The organism is Nonomuraea ferruginea (assembly GCF_039540635.1).
GTDB lineage: Bacteria > Actinomycetota > Actinomycetes > Streptosporangiales > Streptosporangiaceae > Nonomuraea > Nonomuraea ferruginea.
The window spans coordinates 293,028-313,234 of the sequence record NZ_BAABFD010000001.1; the positions used below are offsets into that span (position 1 = coordinate 293,028).

The 20,207-nt window shown below is 73.9% G+C and carries 11 protein-coding genes; 9 read left to right on the plus strand and 2 right to left on the minus strand.

What is annotated here, in order from left to right; translation table 11 throughout:
* Positions 1 to 6 precede the first annotated feature (6 nt).
* The 9 genes from ABD999_RS01280 to ABD999_RS01320 all read left to right on the plus strand — a co-directional run bounded on the left by ABD999_RS01280 (position 7) and on the right by ABD999_RS01320 (position 18,300).
* The gene (locus ABD999_RS01280; protein WP_271276764.1) at positions 7 to 9,930 is read left to right on the plus strand and encodes a non-ribosomal peptide synthetase; all 9,924 of its coding nucleotides are present in this window, start codon (positions 7 to 9) and stop codon (positions 9,928 to 9,930) included.
* Between the two features lie 4 nt (positions 9,931 to 9,934).
* A complete protein-coding gene (locus ABD999_RS01285) occupies positions 9,935 to 10,108 on the plus strand; it encodes an MbtH family protein (RefSeq protein WP_148030373.1) in 174 nt (57 codons plus the stop codon).
* Complete coding sequence (locus tag ABD999_RS01290) at positions 10,108 to 11,643, plus strand: tryptophan halogenase family protein (RefSeq protein WP_148030374.1); 1,536 nt, start codon at positions 10,108 to 10,110, stop codon at positions 11,641 to 11,643. The genes ABD999_RS01285 and ABD999_RS01290 overlap by 1 nt, the downstream gene beginning before the upstream one ends.
* Positions 11,640 to 12,146 carry a flavin reductase family protein gene (locus ABD999_RS01295; protein ID WP_148030375.1) on the plus strand — a complete coding sequence of 169 codons (507 nt, stop codon included), beginning with the start codon at positions 11,640 to 11,642 and terminating at the stop codon, positions 12,144 to 12,146. The genes ABD999_RS01290 and ABD999_RS01295 overlap by 4 nt, the downstream gene beginning before the upstream one ends.
* Positions 12,139 to 14,028: a RiPP maturation radical SAM C-methyltransferase gene (locus ABD999_RS01300; RefSeq protein ID WP_271276765.1), complete on the plus strand. Its 1,890-nt coding sequence runs from the start codon at positions 12,139 to 12,141 to the stop codon at positions 14,026 to 14,028. Before ABD999_RS01295 ends, ABD999_RS01300 begins: the two co-directional genes overlap by 8 nt.
* 87 nt (positions 14,029 to 14,115) lie before the next feature.
* Complete coding sequence (locus ABD999_RS01305) at positions 14,116 to 14,847, plus strand: class I SAM-dependent DNA methyltransferase (RefSeq protein ID WP_148030377.1); 732 nt, start codon at positions 14,116 to 14,118, stop codon at positions 14,845 to 14,847.
* Positions 14,844 to 15,956 (plus strand): hypothetical protein, encoded by a 1,113-nt coding sequence (locus tag ABD999_RS01310; protein ID WP_271276766.1) that lies wholly within the window; start codon positions 14,844 to 14,846, stop codon positions 15,954 to 15,956. The genes ABD999_RS01305 and ABD999_RS01310 overlap by 4 nt, the downstream gene beginning before the upstream one ends.
* Positions 15,953 to 17,149 (plus strand): M16 family metallopeptidase, encoded by a 1,197-nt coding sequence (locus ABD999_RS01315; RefSeq protein WP_271276767.1) that lies wholly within the window; start codon positions 15,953 to 15,955, stop codon positions 17,147 to 17,149. Before ABD999_RS01310 ends, ABD999_RS01315 begins: the two co-directional genes overlap by 4 nt.
* Before the next feature lie 299 nt (positions 17,150 to 17,448).
* Entirely contained in the window at positions 17,449 to 18,300 is an 852-nt protein-coding gene (locus tag ABD999_RS01320) for a nucleoside-diphosphate kinase (protein WP_271276768.1), read from the plus strand.
* Between the two features lie 5 nt (positions 18,301 to 18,305).
* Here the strand turns inward: ABD999_RS01320 and ABD999_RS01325 are convergent, their stop codons facing one another.
* The gene (locus ABD999_RS01325) at positions 18,306 to 19,337 is read right to left on the minus strand and encodes a GNAT family N-acetyltransferase (protein ID WP_271276769.1); all 1,032 of its coding nucleotides are present in this window, start codon (positions 19,335 to 19,337) and stop codon (positions 18,306 to 18,308) included.
* A complete protein-coding gene (locus ABD999_RS01330; protein WP_271276770.1) occupies positions 19,337 to 20,185 on the minus strand; it encodes a GNAT family N-acetyltransferase in 849 nt (282 codons plus the stop codon). Before ABD999_RS01330 ends, ABD999_RS01325 begins: the two co-directional genes overlap by 1 nt.
* Between the last annotated feature and the right edge of the window lie 22 nt (positions 20,186 to 20,207).

The window sequence follows — 20,207 nt, forward strand, 5'->3', positions numbered from 1 at the left end:
GCACGCATGTCGGAGACCTTCGCCGCGCGGATCGCGCAGCTGCCGCCGGAGCGGCGCAAGCTCCTGCTGGAGCGGCTGGCAGGCGAGCGGCGGCCGCGCGCGCCGCGCACCGGGGAGCCGCCGGCCCTCTCCTTCGCGCAGGAACGGCTGTGGTTCCTGTGGTCCATGGCGCCGGACAGCTCCGCCTACAACGCCCCCGCCGCGGTACGGCTGCGCGGCCCGCTCGACGCCGAGGCGCTGGGCCGGGCGGTCGACGGGGTGGTGGCCAGGCACGAGATCCTGCGCACCCGCTACGTCGCGGAGGGCGGCGTGCCCGCCCAGGTCGTCGACCCCGCCGCCCCGGTAGGGCTGCCGGTCGTTCCGGTGACGGAGGGCGAGCTGCGCCGGCTGGCCGACCGCGAGTGCGCGGCCCCGTTCGACCTGGAGCACGGTCCGGTGCTGCGCGCCACGCTGTTCCGGCTGGCGCCGGACGACCACGTGCTGCTCCTGGTCATCCACCACATCGCCGCCGACGGCTGGTCGCTGCCCATCCTGTGGCGGGAGCTGGACGCGCTCTACCGCGGCCAGGACCTGCCCGCGCTGGACATCCAGTACGCCGACCACGCCCACCGCCAGCGTGCCGAGTCCGGCGGCGACGGGCTGGACCACTGGTGCGGCCAACTGGCCGGGGTGGAGGAACTGGCCCTGCCGCTGGACCGGCCGCGCCCCCCGGAACCCGCCCACCGGGGGCAGCTCGTGCCGGTCCGGGTGCCCGGCGACAGCGCCGCGCGGCTGCGCGAGCTGGCCAGGCGGAACGGCTCGACCCCCTTCATGGTGCTGCTCGCCGCGGTCCAGGCACTGCTGTCGCGGGTGACCGGTCAGCACGACATCGCCGTGGGCACCCCGACGGCGGGACGGGATCGGCAGGACGTCGCGCCGCTGATCGGATTCTTCGTCAACACGCTGGTCGTCAGGACCGGCACGGCCGGCGACCCCACCTTCCGCGAGCTGCTGGCCAGGACCAAGGAAAGCGTCCTGAACGCCTTCGCCCACCAGCACATCCCGTTCGAGCGCGTCGTCGAGCGGCTCAACCCGGTGCGCGAGGCCGGGCGCAACCCGCTGTTCGACGTCATGGTCACCGGCGACAGCGACGCGGCGGGCGCGCGGCCCGAGCTCGGCGGGCTGGCGGTGGAGCCGTACCCGTGCGACGGCGGCGGCGCCCTGTTCGACCTGACCTTCAGCCTGGACGACTCCTTCGCGGGCACGCTGGAGTACGACGCGGAGCTGTTCGACCCGGGCACCGCCGAGCGCCTGGCCGGCCAGCTGGCCGAGCTGCTGCGGCAGGCCGCGGCCGACCCCGACCGGCCCGTCTCCGCGTACGACCTGATCAGCGAGGCCGAACGGCGGCGGCTGGCCGGATGGAACTCCACCGGGCTCGCCTTCGACCCGGAGACCGGGCTGGAGGCGCGCTTCGAGGCATGCGCCGACGCCGCGCCCGGCGACCTGGCCCTGGTGTGCGGCGAGCAGCGGCTGACCTACGGCCAGGTGGAGGAGCGGGCCAACCGGCTCGCCCACCTGATCGCCGAGCTCGGCGCCGGGATCGACGACGTGGTGGCGGTCTGTGTCGGCCGCGGCCCCGACTCGGTGATCGCCCCGCTGGCCGTGCTCAAGGCGGGCGCCGCCTTCTTCCCCGTCGACCCCGACCAGCCCGCGGACCGGCTGGCCGCCATGTTCGCCGGGGTCGCCCCCGCGGTCGTGCTGACCGGACCCGGCTTCGGCGCGGCCGTCCCGCCGGGGCCGTGGCGCGTCGCCGACGTCGCCGGGGCGGCCGGGCGGCCCGCGCACCGGCCCGGACGGCGGGTGCACCCCGACGCGCTGGCCTACGTCATCCACACCTCGGGTTCGACCGGCACGCCCAAGGGCGTCATGGGCACCAGGAGGGGCCTGGCCAACCTCCGGGCCGACTGGGCCGCCCGCGAGCTCGCGGTCCGCCGCTGGCTGACGGTCGCCAGCCCGTCCTTCGACGTCTTCCTCGGTGACGTGGCCAGGAGCCTGACCTTCGGAGGGAGCCTGGTGATCGCGCCGCGCGCCCTGGCGCTCGACCCGGCCGCGCTGGCCGGCGCGCTGGCCGCCGAGCGGATCGAGGCGTTCGACAGCATCCCCGCCGTCCTGCACAGCCTGGCGGGACACGTGGCGGCCGGTGGACCGGAGCTGCCCGAGCTGCGGCTGCTGGTCTCCGGCGGCGACGCCCTGCCGGTGGCCGACTGCGACGCCCTCATGGCGACGTTCGGCCCCCGGGTGCGGGTGCTGAACGCGTGGGGCGCCACCGAGACTACCATCGACAGCACCATCCACGAGGCGCGCCGGGGCGCCCGCACCGTCTCGGGGATCGTGCCCGTCGGCCTCGCCGCTGCCAACACCGCCGTCCACGTGCTCGACGAACACGGCCGCCAGGTGCCGATCGGCGTCGTGGGCGAGCTGCACGTCGGCGGCCCCGGCGTCGCGCGCGGCTACGCGAACCAGCCCGCCGCGACCGCCGCGAGCTTCGTGCCCGACCCGTTCGCCGCGGCGCCCGGCTCACGCCTGTACCGGACGGGGGACAGGGGGCGGCGGCTGCCCGACGGCGGCATCGAGTTCCTCGGCCGTGACGACGACCAGGTGAAGATCCGCGGACACCGGGTGGAGCCCGGCGAGGTGCGCGCCGTCCTGCGCGCGCATCCCGCGGTGGCCGACTGCCACGTGCTGGCCTGGCCGGACGGACGTGACCACCGCCTGGTCGGCTACGCCGTGCCGGACGGCGCAGCGGACGCCGCCGCGCTGCGCGACTTCTGCAACGAGCGGCTGCCGCGGCCGATGTGGCTGTCGTCCGTGGTCCTGGTGGACGCGCTGCCGCGCACGCTGAGCGGCAAGGTCGACCGCTCGCGCCTGCCGGACCCGGGCCCGGGGACGCAGGGCAGGCGGGCCGCCTACGAGGCGCCGCGCACCGAGCTGGAGGTGGCCGTGGCCGCGATCTGGCGGCGCGTGCTCGACCTCGACGGCACTCCCGGCGCCGAGATCGGCGCGCACGACGACTTCTTCGACCTCGGCGGCCACTCCATGCTCGCCACGCGGCTCCGGTTCGCGCTGCGGCAGGAGCTCGGCGCCGACCTCCCGGTCACCACCGTCTTCGAGGCGCCGACCGTGGCCGCCATGGCCGCCCGCGTCGCCGCCGCCCGCCCGGCGCCCGCCCCGATCGAGCCGGCACCGCGCGTGAGCGCGCTGCCGCTGTCGTTCGCGCAGGAACGGCTCTGGTTCCTGTGGAAGCTCGCGCCCGGCAGCACCGCCTACAACATGCCGGTCTCGGTACGGCTGCGCGGCCCGCTCGACCGGGCCGCCCTCGCCCGCGCGCTCAGCGGCGTCGTCGCCAGGCACGAGATCCTCCGCACCCGCTACGTCGAGACCGACGGCCGGCCCCGCCAGGTCATCGACCCGCCCGCCCCTGTCGAGCTGGGCGACGGGCTCGACGACGCCCTGGAGCGGCCCTTCGACCTGGAGCACGGACCCGTGCTGCGGGCCAGGCTGCACCGTGAGCCGGACGGCGCGCACGTGCTGCTGCTGGTCTTCCACCACATCGCCTGCGACGGCTGGTCGCTGCCCGTCCTGTGGGACGAGCTGGCCGCCCTCTACCAGGGCCGCGAGCTGCCGAGACTCGACGTCCAGTACGCCGACCACGCCGTCCACCAGCGGTCCGCGGCCGAGCCGGGAAGCCTGGAGCACTGGACGGCCCGGCTGGCCGGCCTGGAACCACTCGACCTGCCCGCCGACCGGCCGCGCTCGCACACGGTCGCGGGGCACGGCGACCACGTCCCGCTCGACCTGCCCGCCGACGGCATGCACCGGCTCGCCCGCGAGCACGGCGTCACCGTCTACATGGTGCTGCTCGCCGCCGTGCACGCGCTGCTGTCGCGGCTGACCGGCCGGCACGACGTCGCCGTGGGCACCCCGGTCACCGGCCGCGACCACCCCGCCACCGAGCCGCTGATCGGCTTCTTCGTCAACACCCTCGTGCTGCGCGGCGACACCACGGGCGACCCGGACTTCGCCGAGCTGCTGCGGCGCACCAGGCGGACCGTCCTGGAGGCGTTCGCCCACCAGGACACCCCGTTCGAGCGCATCGTCGAGCGGCTCAACCCGGTGCGCGTGCCCGGCCGCAACCCGCTGTTCGACGTGCTGGTCACCTACTCCAAGGAGGAGCGCCGCGACGTCTGGACGCTGCCCGGCCTGGACGTGGAGCGGCTGGACACCCGGGTGCCCACAGCCCAGTTCGACCTGACCTTCGCCGTGCACGAGACCGGCGGCAGGCTGCACGGCGCGCTGCACTACGCGTGCGAGCAGTTCGACCGGCCGACGGCCGAGGCGATGGCGGCCCGGCTGACGCGGCTGCTCGGCGCGGCCGTCGCCGGCCCGGCCGAGCCGGTCTCGCGGCTGCCGCTGCTCAGCGCCGAGGAGAGCGGCTGGGCGGAGGGCCCCCGCCGCGACGCGGACCCCGAACCGCTGCCGCACGTCTTCTCCGGCCATGTCGCGCGTACGCCGGACGCCCCGGCGCTCGTCGCCGGAACGGCCACGTGGACCTACGCCGAGCTCGACCGCGAGGCCAACCGGATCGCCCACCACCTGATCGCGGCGGGCGCCGGACCGGAGAGCGTCGTCGCGCTCGCCCTGCCGCGCTCGGCCGAGCTGATCGCCGCCATCCTGGGCGTGCTCAAGGCCGGCGCCGCCTACCTGCCGCTCGACGTGAGCCACCCCGCCGAGCGCGTCGCGTCGACGCTGCGCGACGCCCGGCCCGGGCTCCTGCTCACCTGCCGCGCGGCGGACGTGCCGTACGAGCGCAGACTGCTGGTGGAGGAACTGGGCGGCGGGCCCGACCACGATCCGGGCACGCCGCTGACGCCGGAGACGGCGGCCTACGTCGTCTACACCTCGGGTTCCACCGGCACCCCCAAGGGCGTCGTGCTGGAGCATCGCGGTCTGGCGAACCTGACGGCCAACCTGGGGGAGCGGCTGGACGCCGCGGGCGGGCCCGCGCACCGGGTGCTGCAGCTCGTCTCTCCCGGTTTCGACGTGATGGTCTCCGAACTGGCGACGGCGTTCACGCGCGGCGGCTGCCTGGTGGTCGCGCCGGCCACGTACACCGGCGAGGAGCTCGGCGCCTTCCTGCGGGAGCAGCGGGTCAGCCTGGCCCACGTGCCGCCCGCGATCCTGGCCACCGTGCCGCGCGAGCCGTTCCCCGACCTGCGCGTGCTCGTCGTCGGCGGCGAGGGCTGCCCGGCCGGGCTGATGGAGTGGTGGTCCACCGGCCGCACGATGATCAACGCGTACGGTCCCAGCGAGGTGACCGTCGACGCGACCGCCTGGCGCTGCGAGCCGGGCACCATGCTCATCGGCCACCCGCTGCCCCGCGTCCAGGCGCACCTGCTGGACGCCGCCCTCCAGCCGGTGCCCCCCGGAAGCCGCGGCGAGCTGTACGTCGGCGGCCCCGGCGTCGGCCGCGGCTACCTCGGCAGGCCGGGGCTGACCGCGGCGCGCTTCGTCGCCTGGCACGGCGGCGCCCGCCTCTACCGGACCGGCGACCTGGCCCGGCGGCTGCCCGGCGGCGCGCTGGAGTTCCTCGGCCGCGCCGACGACCAGATCAAGCTGCGCGGTCACCGCATCGAACCGGCCGAGATCGAGCACGCGCTGGGCCGGGCGCCCGGCGTCACCTCGGCGGCGGTGATCTCCCGGGGCGACCAGCTGATCGCCTACGTCGTGCCCGCCCGCGCCAACCCGGCCGCCGTCATGGCGCACGCCCGCACCCAGCTGCCCACCCACCTGCTGCCCGCGGCGATCCTGCCGCTGGACGCGCTGCCGCTCACCCCCAACGGCAAGCTCGACAAGGCCGCCCTGCCCGAGCCGCCGGCCACCCGGCACCGGCCGCCCCGCACGCCGCGCGAGGAGACGCTGCTGCGGCTGTTCAACGACACGCTCAACGCCACCCACCTGGGCATCGACGACGACTTCTTCGCCAACGGCGGCCACTCCATCCTGGCCACCCGGCTGATCAGCCGCATCCGCGGCGCGCTGAGCGCGACGCTGACCATCCGCGACCTGTTCGACCACCCGACCGTGGCGGGGCTGGCGGAGGTGCTGCGCGAGGACGCCAGGCCCGCGCTGCGCCCGATGGCCAGGCCTGACCGGCTGCCGCTGTCCTTCACCCAGCGCCGCCTGTGGTTCCTGAACCGGCTGGAGGACGCGGGCGACCACGCCCAGAACACGCTCACCTGCCTGCGGCTGCGCGGGCCGCTGGCCACCACCGCGCTGGCCGCCGCGCTCACCGACGTGGTGGCCAGGCACGAGCCGTTGCGCACCGTCTTCCCCGAGGACGCCAGCGGGCCGTACCAGCGGATTCTCGCCCCCGCCGTCCTCGGCCTGGCCCCCGAGCCGGTCACCGAGGACGACCTGCCCGGCCTGCTGACCGACGTCGCCTCGCAGGGCTTCGACCTGACCCGCGAGACGCCGCTGCGCGCCAGGCTCTTCCAGCCGGCGGCGGACGAGTACGTGCTGCTCCTGGTCGTGCACCACATCGCCTGCGACGGCTGGTCGATGGCGCCGCTCGCGCGCGACCTGGCCGAGGCCTACCGCGCCAGGCTGGAGAACCGGGCTCCCGGCTGGCGGCCGCTGCCGGTACGCTACGCCGACTTCGCGCTCTGGCAGGACCCGGGCGACGACCACCTGGACTTCTGGCGCACCACCCTCGACGGCCTGCCCGACCAGCTGGAGCTGCCCACGGACCGGCCGCGCCCGGCGATCGCCAGCTACCGCGGCGACACCGTGCCCTTCACCATCCCCGCCGGGGTGCACGGGCGCATGGCCGAGGTGGCGCGCGAGCACGGCGTCAGCCTCTTCATGGTCACGCAGGCGGCGCTCGCCGCGCTGCTCACCCGGCTGGGCGCGGGGAGCGACATCCCGATCGGCACCGCGGTGGCCGGCCGTACGGACGAGAGTCTCGACGACCTGGTCGGCTGCTTCATCAACACGCTGGTGCTGCGCACCGACACCTCGGGCGACCCGAGCTTCGGCGAGCTGCTCGCCCGGGTGCGGCACGCGAACCTGGCCGCCTACGAGCACCAGGAGACCCCGTTCGAGCGGGTCGTCGAGGCGGTCAACCCGACCAGGACGCTCGCCCGCTTCCCGCTCTTCCAGGTGCTGCTGGTCTTCCAGAACAACGCCGCCGCCGACATGTCCTTCCCCGGCGTGCGCTCGGCCCACGAGCCGGTACGGCACGGCACCGCGGACTACGACCTCACCCTCGACGTCATCGAGCGCTACGACGAGTGCGGCCGCCCCGAGGGGATGGACGCCTACCTGGAGTACGCCGTCGACCTGTTCGACCGCTCGACGGCCGAGTCCATGGCCGAGCGCCTGCTGCGCCTGCTGGAGGCCGCCGTCGAGGACCCGGGCACCCGCGTCGGGGCGCTGCCCGTGCTCACGTTCGACGAGGTGGAGCTGGAGTTCGCCCGCTCGCGCGGTCCCCGGATCGAGCCGCCGGAGCTGACCGTGCCGGAGAGCTTCGCACGGCAGGCCGCCAGGACCCCGGACGCCGTCGCGGTCGTGGCGGGTGACCACCGGTGGAGCTTCGCCGAGCTCAACCGCCGGGCCAACGCCATCGCCCACCACCTCCGCGCCCGGGGCGCGGGACCGGAGCAGCTGATCGCGCTGGCCCTGCCCCGCGGCGCCGAGATGATCGCGGCGGTGCTGGGCGTGCTGAAGGCGGGCGCCGCCTACCTGCCGCTGGACCTGGAGCACCCGGCGGAGCGCATCGCCTACACGCTGGACGACGCGCGACCGCTGCTGGTGCTGGCCACACGGGAGAGCGCGGTGCCGTACGAGCGGACCGTGCTGCTGGAGGAGGTGCCCGACGGCCCCGGCCACGACCCGGGCACGCCGCCGCGCCCCGGGCACGCCGCCTACGTCATCTACACCTCCGGTTCCACCGGGCGGCCCAAGGGCGTGGTGCTGGAACACGGCGGCCTGGCGCACCTGCTCGGCGCGCACCGGCACGGGCTGTTCACCGCGGCCCGCGGCGAGCGGCTGCGCATCGGCTTCGTGGTGCCGCTGACCTTCGACACCTCGTGGGACTCGATGCTGTGGCTGATGGACGGCCACGAGCTGCACGTCATCGACGACGTCACCCGCCGGACGCCGGAGGACCTGGTCGACTACATCGACGTGCACCGCGTCGGCTTCGTCGACCTCACCCCCGTCTTCATGGAGCAACTGGTCGCCGCCGGGCTGTTCGCGCCGGGCAGGCACCACCCGAAGGCGCTGATGGTCGGCGGCGAGGCGGTCTCGGCGGGGCTGTGGCGGTCGATGCGGGAAGCGCCCGTCACCGACAGCTACAACTACTACGGCCAGACCGAGTGCACCAACGACAGCACCGGATACCGGGTGCGCGACGGCGACATCCCGCTGATCGGCCACCCGCTGGCCAACACCGAGGTGCTGCTGCTCGACGACAACCTGCTGCCGGTGCCGCCCGGCGTGCGCGGCGAGCTGTACATCGGCGGCCCCGGCGTCGGCCGCGGCTACCTCGGCCGGCCGGGCCTGACCGCCCAGCGCTTCGTGGCCGCCCCCGGCGGGCGGCGCTGGTACCGCACGGGCGACCAGGCCAGGCGGCGGGCCGACGGCGCGCTGGAGTTCGTCGGCCGGGCCGACAACCAGGTCAAACTGCGCGGCCACCGCATCGAGCTGGCCGAGATCGAGAACACGCTCGGGCAGGCGCCCGGCGTCGCCCAGGCGGCGGTCATCGTCCGCGACGACCAGCTCGTGGCCTACGTGACCCCCGAGCACGCGGACCCGGCGCGGCTGCACAGCCACGCCCTGGCCCACCTGCCGACCCACATGCTGCCCGCCGCCTACCTGCCGCTGCCCGAGCTGCCGCTCAACGCCAACGGCAAGCTCGACCGCCGGGCGCTGCCGGAACCGCCGCGCACCGGGCACCGGCCGCCGCGCACCCCGCGCGAGCACACCCTGCTCGGCCTGTTCACCGAGGTCCTGGAGCGGCCGGAACTGGGGGTCGACGACAACTTCTTCGCCGCCGGCGGCCACTCCATCCTGGCCGCCCGGCTGATCAGCAGGGTGCGTTCGACGCTCGGCGCCTCGCTGAGCATCCGCGACCTGTTCGCCGCGCCCACGGTGGCCGAACTGACCGAGCGCCTGTCCGGCGGCGGCGCCGGCGACGACCCGTTCGACGTGCTGCTGCCGCTGCGGCCCTCGGGCACGCTGCCGCCGCTGTTCTGCGTGCATCCCGTCGGCGGCGTCAGCTGGTGCTACAGCAGCCTGCTGCCGCACATCGAACCGGACCGGCCGGTCTACGGCCTGCAGGCCACCGGACCCGACCAGCCCGGCTCGGTGGCCGAGATGGCCGAGCGCTACCTGGAGGTCATCCGCCGCGTGCGGCCGGAAGGGCCCTACCACCTGCTCGGCTGGTCGTTCGGCGGCCTGGTGGCGCACGCCATGGCCGAGCGGCTGCCGGGTGAGGTCGGGCTGCTGGCCCTGCTCGACGGCTATCCCGCCTTCTCGGGCGCGGAGCGGCCGGGCATCGAGGACGCCGCCGAGGCCCGCGCCCTGCTCATGGACTCCGTCGGCTACGCGGCCGACCTCGACGAGGAGCTCGTCGCGTCGATGACGGAGACCGTGCTGCGCAACTCCAAGCTGCTCGACACCCACCGGCCCGGCCGCTACGACGGCGACGCTCACCTGTTCATCGCCACCCGGACCTGGCCGGCCGGGCTGTCGGCGGCCGGGATCTGGGCGCCGCACGTGGCGGGACGGCTGGCCGTACACGAGATCGACTGCGACCACGACGCCATGGCCAGGGCCGAGGCGATGGCCCTGATCGGGTCGATCGTGGCCGGACACTGCCGGGAGGCATGAAGCGATGTTCAAAGTCGTCGTCAACCACGAGGAGCAGTACTCCGTCTGGCCCGAGGGCCGCGACAATCCCGCCGGCTGGACCGACGAGGGGGTCCGCGGCAGCCGTGAGGAGTGTCTGGAGCACATCTCGGCCATCTGGACCGACATGCGGCCGCTCAGCCTGAGAGGACAGCACTGATGATCAACGACGTGGTGATCGTGGGCGGCGGGACCGCGGGCTGGATGACCGCCACCTACCTCAAGAGGGCCTTCGGCGACCGGGTCTCCGTCACCCTGGTCGAATCGCCCCGAATCCCCACCATCGGGGTGGGCGAGGCGACCTTCAGCACCGTCCGCCACTTCTTCGACTATCTCGGCCTCGACGAGCGGGAGTGGATGCCGCAGTGCTCCGCCTCCTACAAGCTGGCCATCCGCTTCCAGAACTGGCGCGGCGACGGCACCCACTTCTACCACCCGTTCGAGCGGCTGCGGGTGAGCAACGGGTTCACCCTCGCCGACTGGCACCTGCAACTGAACGGCGCGGCCGAGCCGTTCGACCGGCACTGCTACCTCACCCCGTGGCTGTGCGAGGCCCGGCGCTCGCCGAGGCTCCTCGACGGAAGCCTCTTCGCCTCCGGGCTGGACGGCTCGCTGGGCCGCTCCACCCTGGACGAGCAGCGGGCCCAGTTCCCGTACGCCTACCACTTCGACGCCGCGCAGCTCGCCGCCTACCTCACCGGCATCGGCGTACGGGGCGGCGTGCGCCACGTGCTCGACGACGTCACCGCGGTCGGCCGGGACGAGCGGGGCTGGATCAGCCACGTCTCCACCAAGGAGCACGGCGACGTGACCGGGCAGCTCTTCGTCGACTGCACCGGCTTCCGCGGCCTGCTGATCAACCAGACGCTCGGCGAGCGCTTCCGCTCCTTCACCGACGTGCTGCCCAACAACCGTGCCGTCGCGCTCCGCGTCCCGCGCGAGGAGCAGGAGCTGATCAACCCGTACACCACGGCGACGGCCATGGACGCGGGCTGGATCTGGACCATCCCGCTCTACGGCCGCAACGGCACCGGCTACGTCTACTCCGACGAGTACTGCTCCCCGGAGGAGGCCGAGCGCACGCTGCGCGCCTTCGCCGCACCCGGCCGCGACGACCTGGAGGCCAACCACATCCGGATGCGGATCGGCCGCAACGAGCGTTCCTGGGTCGGCAACTGCGTCGCGGTCGGCCTGTCCAGCGGGTTCGTCGAACCCCTGGAGTCGACCGGCATCTTCTTCATCCAGCACGCCATCGAGCAGCTGGTCAAGCACTTCCCCGACGAGCGGTGGGAGCCGCGCCTGATCGACGGCTACAACGACAGGGTCGCCAGGGTGATCGACGGGGTGCGGGAGTTCCTGGTGCTGCACTACCGCGCCGCCGCCCGCGCCGACACGCCGTTCTGGAAGGAGACGAAGGTCCGCCCGATCCCGGAGTGGCTGGCCGGGTTCCTGCCGGTCGCGGCCACCCGGCTCCCGGACGAGAGCACGATCTACCCCTACTACCACGGGTTCGAGCTCTACTCGTGGATCACGATGCTGCTCGGCCTGGGCCACTACAAGCCCGGCCCGCGCCCCGCGCTCGCCCATCTCGACCCCGCGGGGGCCAGGGCGGAGTTCGCCGACCTGCGCGCCGGGGCCCAGCGGATGGCGGCGGCGCTGCCCGCCGCCCACGAGTACCTGACGAGCTTGCGTTGACCCCGCTCGCCGAGTCCTGCCGCGCGTTCATGAGCGCCTATCCGACGGGCGTGGCGGTGGTGACGGCGATGAGCTCGGACGGCGAACCCTGCGGGCTCACCTGCTCCTCGCTGATCAGCGTCACGCTGACCCCGCCGACGCTGCTGGTCAGCATGAACGTGCACAGCCGCACCCTGGCGGCCACCGTCGACGCCGGCGGATTCGGCGTCAACCTGCTGCCCGCCAGGTCGCGGCCGGCCGCCGAGCTGTTCTCGTCGCTCACCGCCGACCGGTTCTCCGCCATCCGGTGGGCTCCCGCGGGACCGCGGCGGCTGCCCCGGCTGGAGGAGGACCTGCACGGCTGGGCGGAGTGCGCGGTGGAGCAGGTCCTGACCGTCGGCGACCACGCGGTCGTGCTCGGCCGGGTGGTCGACATCGCCAGCGACCCCGAATCCCCGCTCATGTACGGCTTCCGGGAATACGCCACGTGGCACCGGGACGCGGAAAGGACCCTTCGTGCTTGACATCGCCCTGGTCAACATGCCGTTCGCCGACCGCAGGCGGCCGTCGTTCGCGCTGAGCCAGCTCTCCTCGCTGGTCCAGCGCGACTTCGGCGACGAGGCCAGAGTACGGGTCTGCTACCTCAACCACGACGTGGTGCGCTTCTTCGGCGCCGAGCTGTACGACGCCGTCGCCGAGGGCATGGAGCACCACGTCGCCGGCATCGGCGACTGGCTCTTCCGCCAGGTCGCCTTTCCGGACGCGCCCGACAACGGCGAGGAGTACTTCAGTCGCTACTTCGCCGGCCCCGCGCACGCGGCTCTGCGGGCCCGGCTGATGCGGCACCGCGAGCGGCTGGGCGAGTTCTGCGCCCACCTGGCGGAGAAGTACCGGCTGGCCGAGGCCGACGTGGTCGGGTTCAGCTCGATGTTCATGCAGACCGTGCCCAGCCTGGCCATGGCGGCCGTCGTCAAGGAGCGCTCTCCCGGCACCGTCACGGTCATGGGCGGCGCCAACTGCGAGGCGCCGATGGGCGCGGCCCTCGTGGAGCACGCAGGCCAGCTCGACTACGCCTTCTCGGGCCCCGCCCTGCGGAGCTTTCCCCGCTTCCTGCGCGCGGTGATCGACGGCGACGAGGAGACCCCGCACCGCATCCCCGGCGTCGTGTCGCGGCGCAACTGCCAGGAGGATCGCTACCGGCGGGCCATCGGCGCCGACACCGACATCGACGACTGCCTGGAGCCCGACTACGCCTCGTTCGTCTCGTCCTTCGACGAGCTGACCGCGGCCGTCGAGGACAAGGTCGAGCCGATCCTGTTCTTCGAGACCTCGCGCGGCTGCTGGTGGGGTGAGCGCTCGCACTGCACGTTCTGCGGGCTCAACGGGCAGGGCATGGCCTATCGCGCGATGACGCCGGACCGGGCCGTCGCCCAGTTCGAGCGGCTCTTCGAGTACGCGCCCTGGTGCACCGTCTACTCCTGCACGGACAACATCATGCCGCTGGAGTACCTCACCGAGGTCCTGCCCCGGCTGCGGCCGCCCTCCGGCGCGTCGATCTTCTACGAGGTCAAGGTCGGCCTCGACCAGCAGGACATGAGCGAGATGGCCAGGGCGGGCGTCGACCGGATCCAGCCCGGCATCGAGGCGCTGTCGACGGGCACGCTGAAACTGATGAAGAAGGGCTCCTCGGCGTTCCAGAACATCCAGCTCCTGAAGAACTGCGTGCGGTACGGCATCGCCCCGGCGTGGAACCTGCTCATCGGCTTCCCCGGCGAGCCGGAGTCGACCTTCGCCAAGTATCTCGACGACCTGCCGTCGCTGGCCCACCTGCCGCCGCCGGAAGGCGTCTTCCCGGTACGGTTCGACCGCTACAGCCCCTACTTCAACCAGGCCGGCGACTTCGGGCTCGACCTACACCCGGTGGACCACTACCGGCTCACCTACCCCTTCCCCGAGGAGTCGCTGAGCCGGCTGGCCTACTACTTCAACGACCGGGCCGTCGCACCGTACATGATCGGTGTGGCCAGGTGGATCCGGCCGCTCACCGCGGCCGTGGCCGACTGGTCACGCGGCTGGGAGGACGGCGACCCGCCCGTCCTGCGGCTGGAGGAGGAGGCCGGGTCGTGGTTCGTGCGCGACTCCCGCCCGGGGACGGCGTCCCGGTACGCGCTGGACGAGGCGGTGGCGCGCACGCTGCTCGTCCTCGAACGCCCCACCCGCGTGGACCGCCTGACCCCCGAGCAGGCCGGGCACCTCGGCGAGCTGCGCGAGCGCGGTCTGATCTTCACCGAGGGGGAGCGGGCGATGAGCCTCGTGCTGGCCGAGACCGGGACCGATCCGATGCCCCGGCCGAGGCGCTCACTGGTCAGCTCCCGCCGCCGGCCGCTCGTGCTGACGACCGGCTAGACGGCATCTTTGTGCCAGTCACGCGGCCGGGCCCGCCGGGCCTGCGGGCCCGGTGATGTGATCGAAGTCCCGACACCGGAGAGCGTGATGCACGACTTCGACCACTGGGCGGAGCTCTACCTCGCCTGGACCGCGATGGGCGGCGCCGATCCACGGGAGATCGCCTACTACCAGCGGCTGACCGGCAGTGCGGACGGGTCCGTCGCCGATCTCGGCATCGGCGCGGGCCGGCTGGCCGCCGAGCTCAAACCCCGGGTCGGGGTGGACGTCTCGGCGGCGATGCTGCGCGCGGCCCGCGAGCGGCTGGGCGACGGCGTCCGGCTGATCCAGGCCGACCTGGCGGCCTGCGAGCTGCCCGAGCCGGTGGCGCTGCAGTACTGCGGCCAGAACACCCTCAACCATCTGCCGCGCGGGGCCGTCCGCGACGCGCTGGCCTGCGCGTTCCGCAACGCCCTGCCGGGCGGGCGGCTCGCCTTCGAGGTCGTCCAGCCGCGCCCCGAGCGGCAGAAGGCCCGGGACGGCGTGCCCAGGCTGCGGGTCTGGGACGAGCGGCGGGCCGTGTGGGAGGTCACCCGCATGCTGGACAAGCAAGGGCTGGAGGTGGAGATGATCGGGCTGCTCGAAGCGCTCGACGAGCGCCGGGTGGTGGACCGGCGCTACTTCCCGCCGATCCGGATGTGCTTCCTGACCATGGCCGAGATCGAGCGGTGGGCGGGCGAGACGGGCTGGGAGGTGGAGAGCGCGCACGCCGGGTTCACCGGCGAGCCGCTCGCGCCCGGTTCCTCGACGGCCGTGTGGTGCCTGCGCAGGCCGGCATGAACGCGCCCGTCGTCAGCGCGGAGCAGGTGGTCGCGACCCTTGAGCTGATCAGCGGCCAGGAGCTGGAGACGCCCGGCGAGGTGCTCTACGCCGCCAGGCGCGAGCAGCCCTCTCTGGTGGCGACGCTGCTCAGCGCCTGGGAGAGCGAGGGGCGGCGGCTCAGCCCGGCCCTGGCGCACGAGCTGGAGCAGCAGCGCGGCCGGATGGCCTTCTACCGCGACCAGTGGGCGCGCCTGCCCGACCGGCCCGTCTCGCTCAAGGGGCTGGAGTTCGCCGACCGCTATCCGGGCGGCCTGCTCAGGTACATGAACGACCTCGACCTCTGGATACCCGACCGTGACCGGCTGTGGGCGCTGACCGGGTGGCTGCTCGCCGAGGGCTGGTCGATGCACACCGCCTCGTTCGTCAGGCTCGGCGGCGCGACCCAGGTGATCGTCAGCCTGCGACGCCTGCCGGGTGATCCGTACGCCCTGCCTTACGGGATCGAGCTGAGCACGCTCGCCTACATCGGCGACGGGATCGCGGCGCCGCACCGCACGGAGGCGCCGGCGGACCCGGTGGTCAAGAACCTCCTGGCACTGCTGTACGAGCGGTTCGAGCAGCCGTACCGGGTCAGGGACCTGATCGACGCCGCGCTGCTGCTCGGCGGCGCGGACGAGGCCACGCTCGCCCGGTGCGCGCCGGCGGTCGGCGCGGCGGAGCTCTGGCCCGAGTACGCCGAGCTGGCGAGGCTGCTGCGGCAGAGCCCTTTCGACGTGCCGGACCTGCCGGGCGAGCGCCGGGCACAGGTCAGGCAGAGCCGGTCGCGGCGGCGCGCCAGGGTGCTGAGGGCGCTGCGCCGGCCGCTCCGCCTGGCGGCCACGACGCTGCAGCTGCGCAGGCCGGGAACGGCGATCCTGGAACGGCTGAGCCCGCGGGCCGCGCTGGAGGCGGGGCTGATCCTTTTCGCGCTGCCGGTCGAGGGCGGCGAGCGTGCGGACGTGCTGACGCTGCGTGAGTACGGCGGGGCGATGTGGGCGCACACGCCGGTGGGACGGTTCATCCTGGTCCACGGGACTGAGGTGGACGAGGACCTGCTGGCCGGGGCAGAGCCGGTGGGCGCGCTGTGAGCCGCCCGGTCCACGTCGCCGAGCGCGGCGCGGCGCCCGCCTGGCTGGCGCATCGGCCCGGCGCCGCGGTGACCACGGTCAGCGTGTGGCTGCGCGCCGGTTCCCGGCACGAGCGGCCCGGCGTCGAGGGCGGCACCCACCTGCTTGAGCACATCCTGATGCAGGTCCCGTCGGCCGGCGGGGAGCGGGTGATCGACCTGCTGGAGGATCTCGGCGGCGAGGCGAACGCGATCACCAGCCGTGAGCATCTGGTCCTGTACGCGCGGGTGCCGAGCGAGGAGGCGGCCGCGGCGCTGGACATCCTGGCCCGCGCCCTGGCCGAGCCCGAGCTGAGCGCGCCGGTGCTGGAGGCCGAGCGCAAGGTCGTCCAAGAGGAGCTGCGGCTGGCCGCGGCGGACCCCCTGGACGTGGTCCACGACATCTTCTTCGGGCTGGCCTATCCGGGCCACCCGCTGGGCAGGCCGGTCGGCGGGACGATCGAGGAGGTCGGCAGGCTGGAGCTGGACGCGCTGCGCGACCATCACCGGCGCTTCCTCGGCTCGGCCGGCGTGGTGGTGTGCGGCGGCGCCGACCCCGACGACCTGCTGCGCGTCCTGGACAAGGGACCGCTGGCCGCGCTGCCGCCGTGGCAGGAGAGCGATCCCGGCGAGCCGCCCGCCTGGGGCGGCGGGCGCGAAGCGCTGCGGCTGAACGCCGACACCACCGGGGTGGTGCTGGGCGGCCCGGCGGCCGCGTACCGGGATCCGCTGCGCCACCGCTGGCCCGTGCTGATGGAGCTGCTGGCCGGGGCCAGCTCGGCGCTGCTCACCGAGGAGCTGCGCAACCGGCGGGGGCTCTGCTACGAACTGTGGCCGATGGTGGCCCCCTACCGCGACGCGGGGACCTGGCGGGTCTTCCTCGCCACCGCGCCCGAACATCTGGACGAGGTCGTCGGCCGCGCGACGGAACTGCTCGCCGAGCCGCGCTGGACGGAGGCGGAGGTGACGCGGGCCGCCAGGCGCGCTGCCGGGCTGCTGCGGCTGGAAGCGGAGCAGTCGCTGGAAGAGGTCCTGCTGTACGGCAAGCACGCCCTGGTGGCGGGCACCCCCCACTGGACCCTCGCCGACGAGCTCGCGGCGATCGAGGCGGTGCGCGGGCCCGGCCTGGCCGAGATCCCGGGCCCGCTCGCCGTGGCGACCGCGGGCGGCGCGTAATGGCGTCTTGCTGCCAACAAACGCGGCGGCCCGCGAGAAGGCTGCGGGAAACAGCGACCATGGGGCCCAGGAAATCGCCGTGTGGAAAGGAGAGAAATGGACCGGCAGCGTCGAGTCAGTCTTCGCCCCAAGCTGACCAGGAAATGAGGCAGGAAAACATGGACCGGCGCCATTTCGTCGTCCGTCGTCCCAAGCTCCGGAGAAAGTGAGACGATCCCATGGATCGGCACATCTACATTGTCATCAAACGCCCCCGCGTCCGGAAATCCCGTAAGAGCTAGAAACTGAGGAAGTGACGGATGGCCGAGATCGTGTGGGACAGGACGATCCTGTTCCTGTTTCCGCCCGACGCGTTGATGCGGCATCTCGTCACTCCGGTCCTGGAACGGCTGGAGGAGCACGGGTTCGAGCCGACTCGCTACGAGGTGCTGTGGCACCGGCCGCCCGGGCAGGACGCCTTCCAGGAAACCAAGATCACTTCCGTCTGGAAGGCCTACTTCTACCGGCAGGTCGACGTGGTGTTCGATCTCGGGCCGAGCCTCGCCCTGCTGGTAGAGGACAGGTCGTCCGCGCCGGAGCCGCACCGGCGGCTGCGTGCCCTGAAGGGCGCCAGCGACCCGGCGGCGGCCGAGCCCGGCACGATCAGGCGTGACCTGCGCGGCGTCAACGTGCTGCTGGACCTGGTGCACAGCTCCGACAGCCCGGAGGATTCCCGGCACGAGGCCGGGATCTTCATGGGCGACGGCCACGGCACGGCGCTCCACGGCGACCAGGGGCCGCTCCGCGACCTGGTGGCGCTCCTGGAGGCCGGTGTGCCGCGCGAGAGCAGGGAGTTCGACGACGTGCGCGCCGGGTTGCGCTCGCGGGTCGTGGCCGCGCTCTGGCACGAGCTCGACGACGGGGCGCGCAAGCTGGCCCCCGAGCTGGCCGTGTCGGCCAGGGACGGCGCGGGCGCCGAGCTCGCCGCGCTGCTCCCCGCCGGCCATCCGCTGGCCGAGCTCCTGGCCTGCGAGTTCCTGCCGGAAGGCGAGCGTCTCGACCTGCGGCGGGCGGCGGCCAAGCTCGCGGTCCACGGGGTGTCGATGGACCGATGGGAGCACGCGGTGCTGCAGACGTCGATGCTGTTCCCGCCGCTGCGCCGCTGGCAGTGAGCCCGTCACGGTGACAGGGTGGTCGTCCTGGCGCTCCACTCGATCAGCGGCTTGAGCTCCGGGTCCAGCGCCAGCACCCAGATCGGCAGCTCGACGGCCCGGCATCCCCGTGACAGCTTCGCCCGCCAGGCGCCGTGCCCGTAGTGCAGGCGGCTGACCCCGGCCTCGGCGGCGTGGCGGCCCGGCTCGTAGAAGGCGGTCGCGAAGTACGTGTGCCGCGCCTCGTGGACGTCGTACGCCATGGCCGTGCTCACGCAGTACCAGGTGCCCCGGTGGGGGACGAAGAGCCCGTATCCCACGAGCCGTTCGCCGAGCTCCGCGCCGAACAGCAGCGCGCCGCCCGAGCAGAGCGCCCGCAGGCGGCGGGCCACGGCCGCCGGATCGGGGCTGCCGCCATATTTCCGGGAATGTCCGCACTTCAGATCGACCATCCCCGGCACAGGCCGCCCGATCTCGGTCATGCGGAGCCGCACCCCCGCCTCCGCCAGCCGCCGCGTCTCCCGCCGCGCCTCCTTCGCCCGCCGCGCCGGCAAGGGCGTGCCCGGGGTGAGCTCGCACGAGTACGACATCGGCATCCCGGTGAAGCCCTGCCCGCCGAGCGCCCGCTCCAGCGCCGGCCCCCGCGTGTACAGGAACGCCACCGCCCGCAGCCCGCGTGCCCGCGCCCAGGCGACGATCTCGGACACCAGGGTCTCCACCGCCGCGGCGTCGTCCCCGGCCGGGCCGAGCGCGTGACACTCGTACCCGGGCAGCATGACCACCAGGTGCGGCGTGCACCCGGGCCAGGCCGCCCGCCGGGCCCGCGCCGCCCTGGTGGCCGCGCTCAGCGGCAGCTTCGGGGTGTCCGCCGTCAGCAGGTGCCCGAGGTCGAACACCTCGCCGGGACGCGGCCGCTCGACGACGGTCCCGTGCAGGATCGCCCCGTCCAGCTCGAAGGTGTACGGCGAGCCGGGCACCCGCCCGCCCATGGCGGCCAGCCAGCGGCCGGTGCTGAACAGCGGTCCCTCGGCCGGGAGCAGCCCGGCGGTCACCCGCATCAGACCTTGACCAGGCACGCGTCGAGCCCCAGGCGGCTCAGCCCGTGCCTGAGCTTGAACCGCGGGTTGCCCCGCCCGCCCTCCAGGACCTCGCACCCCTCGCGCACGGCCTGCTCGGCGGTCGCGGCGTGCAGGAGCGCATACGGGCTGAACCCGCCCGTCACGTCGTAGTCCACCCCGCACGCCCAGGCGTGGAAGCGGCGGCCGTCGCGCAGCGCGATCCCCGCGGCGACGAGCCGCTCCTCCTGGCGGATCTCGATGGCGAGCGCCAGGTCGCCCAGCCCGGTGACGAAGCCGGCGAACAGCTCGGGCGGGTAGAAGCCGCCGGTGCCGTGTCGGGCCGCGGTCCTGGCGCACAGCCGCCCGATCTCCATGAGGTCCGCCTCGCCCGCGATCCCGACCCGCTGCCACACGCCGGACTCCTCCGCTCTGCGCCGGCCCCGGCGCAGGTTGGCGCGCGCCTTCCGGGTGGCGTGGACGAAGGGGTGCGGCAGTCCGCGCAGGTCGAGACGGAAGCGGTCCTCGATGTGCTCGGCGGAAAAGCCCAGCTCTACGAGACCGGCGCGGAGCGGTGAGTCGTGCGCGACGTTGACGAACCCGTACCAGTCGGCCTCCAGCTCCAGGGCCAGGCCGCGCATCGCGTCGGCCACGGCCTCCAGCGCCGGCGCGCCGGGCAGCCAGGCGTCGTAACAGTGCCAGACGTGGCTCAGCAGGCCGCGCTCCGCGCCGGTCACCGGGTAGCGGGCACGCAGCTGGCCGAGGGGGTCCAGCCCGTCCATCAGCGAGACGGGAAGCACCGCGACCGGACGCCCGCCCTCGCGCACCACCAAATAGCGGAATGACTTCACGGCCCCCAGCGGATGACGGGCG

Coding starts and splice junctions, on each gene's coding strand:
- ABD999_RS01280 (WP_271276764.1), top strand. CDS start 7: ATGTCGGAGACCTTCGCCGCGCGGATCGCGCAGCTGCCGCCGGAGCGG.
- ABD999_RS01285 (WP_148030373.1), top strand. CDS start 9,935: ATGTTCAAAGTCGTCGTCAACCACGAGGAGCAGTACTCCGTCTGGCCC.
- ABD999_RS01290 (WP_148030374.1), top strand. CDS start 10,108: ATGATCAACGACGTGGTGATCGTGGGCGGCGGGACCGCGGGCTGGATG.
- ABD999_RS01305 (WP_148030377.1), top strand. CDS start 14,116: ATGCACGACTTCGACCACTGGGCGGAGCTCTACCTCGCCTGGACCGCG.
- ABD999_RS01310 (WP_271276766.1), top strand. CDS start 14,844: ATGAACGCGCCCGTCGTCAGCGCGGAGCAGGTGGTCGCGACCCTTGAG.
- ABD999_RS01320 (WP_271276768.1), top strand. CDS start 17,449: ATGGCCGAGATCGTGTGGGACAGGACGATCCTGTTCCTGTTTCCGCCC.
- ABD999_RS01325 (WP_271276769.1), bottom strand. CDS start 19,337: ATGCGGGTGACCGCCGGGCTGCTCCCGGCCGAGGGACCGCTGTTCAGC.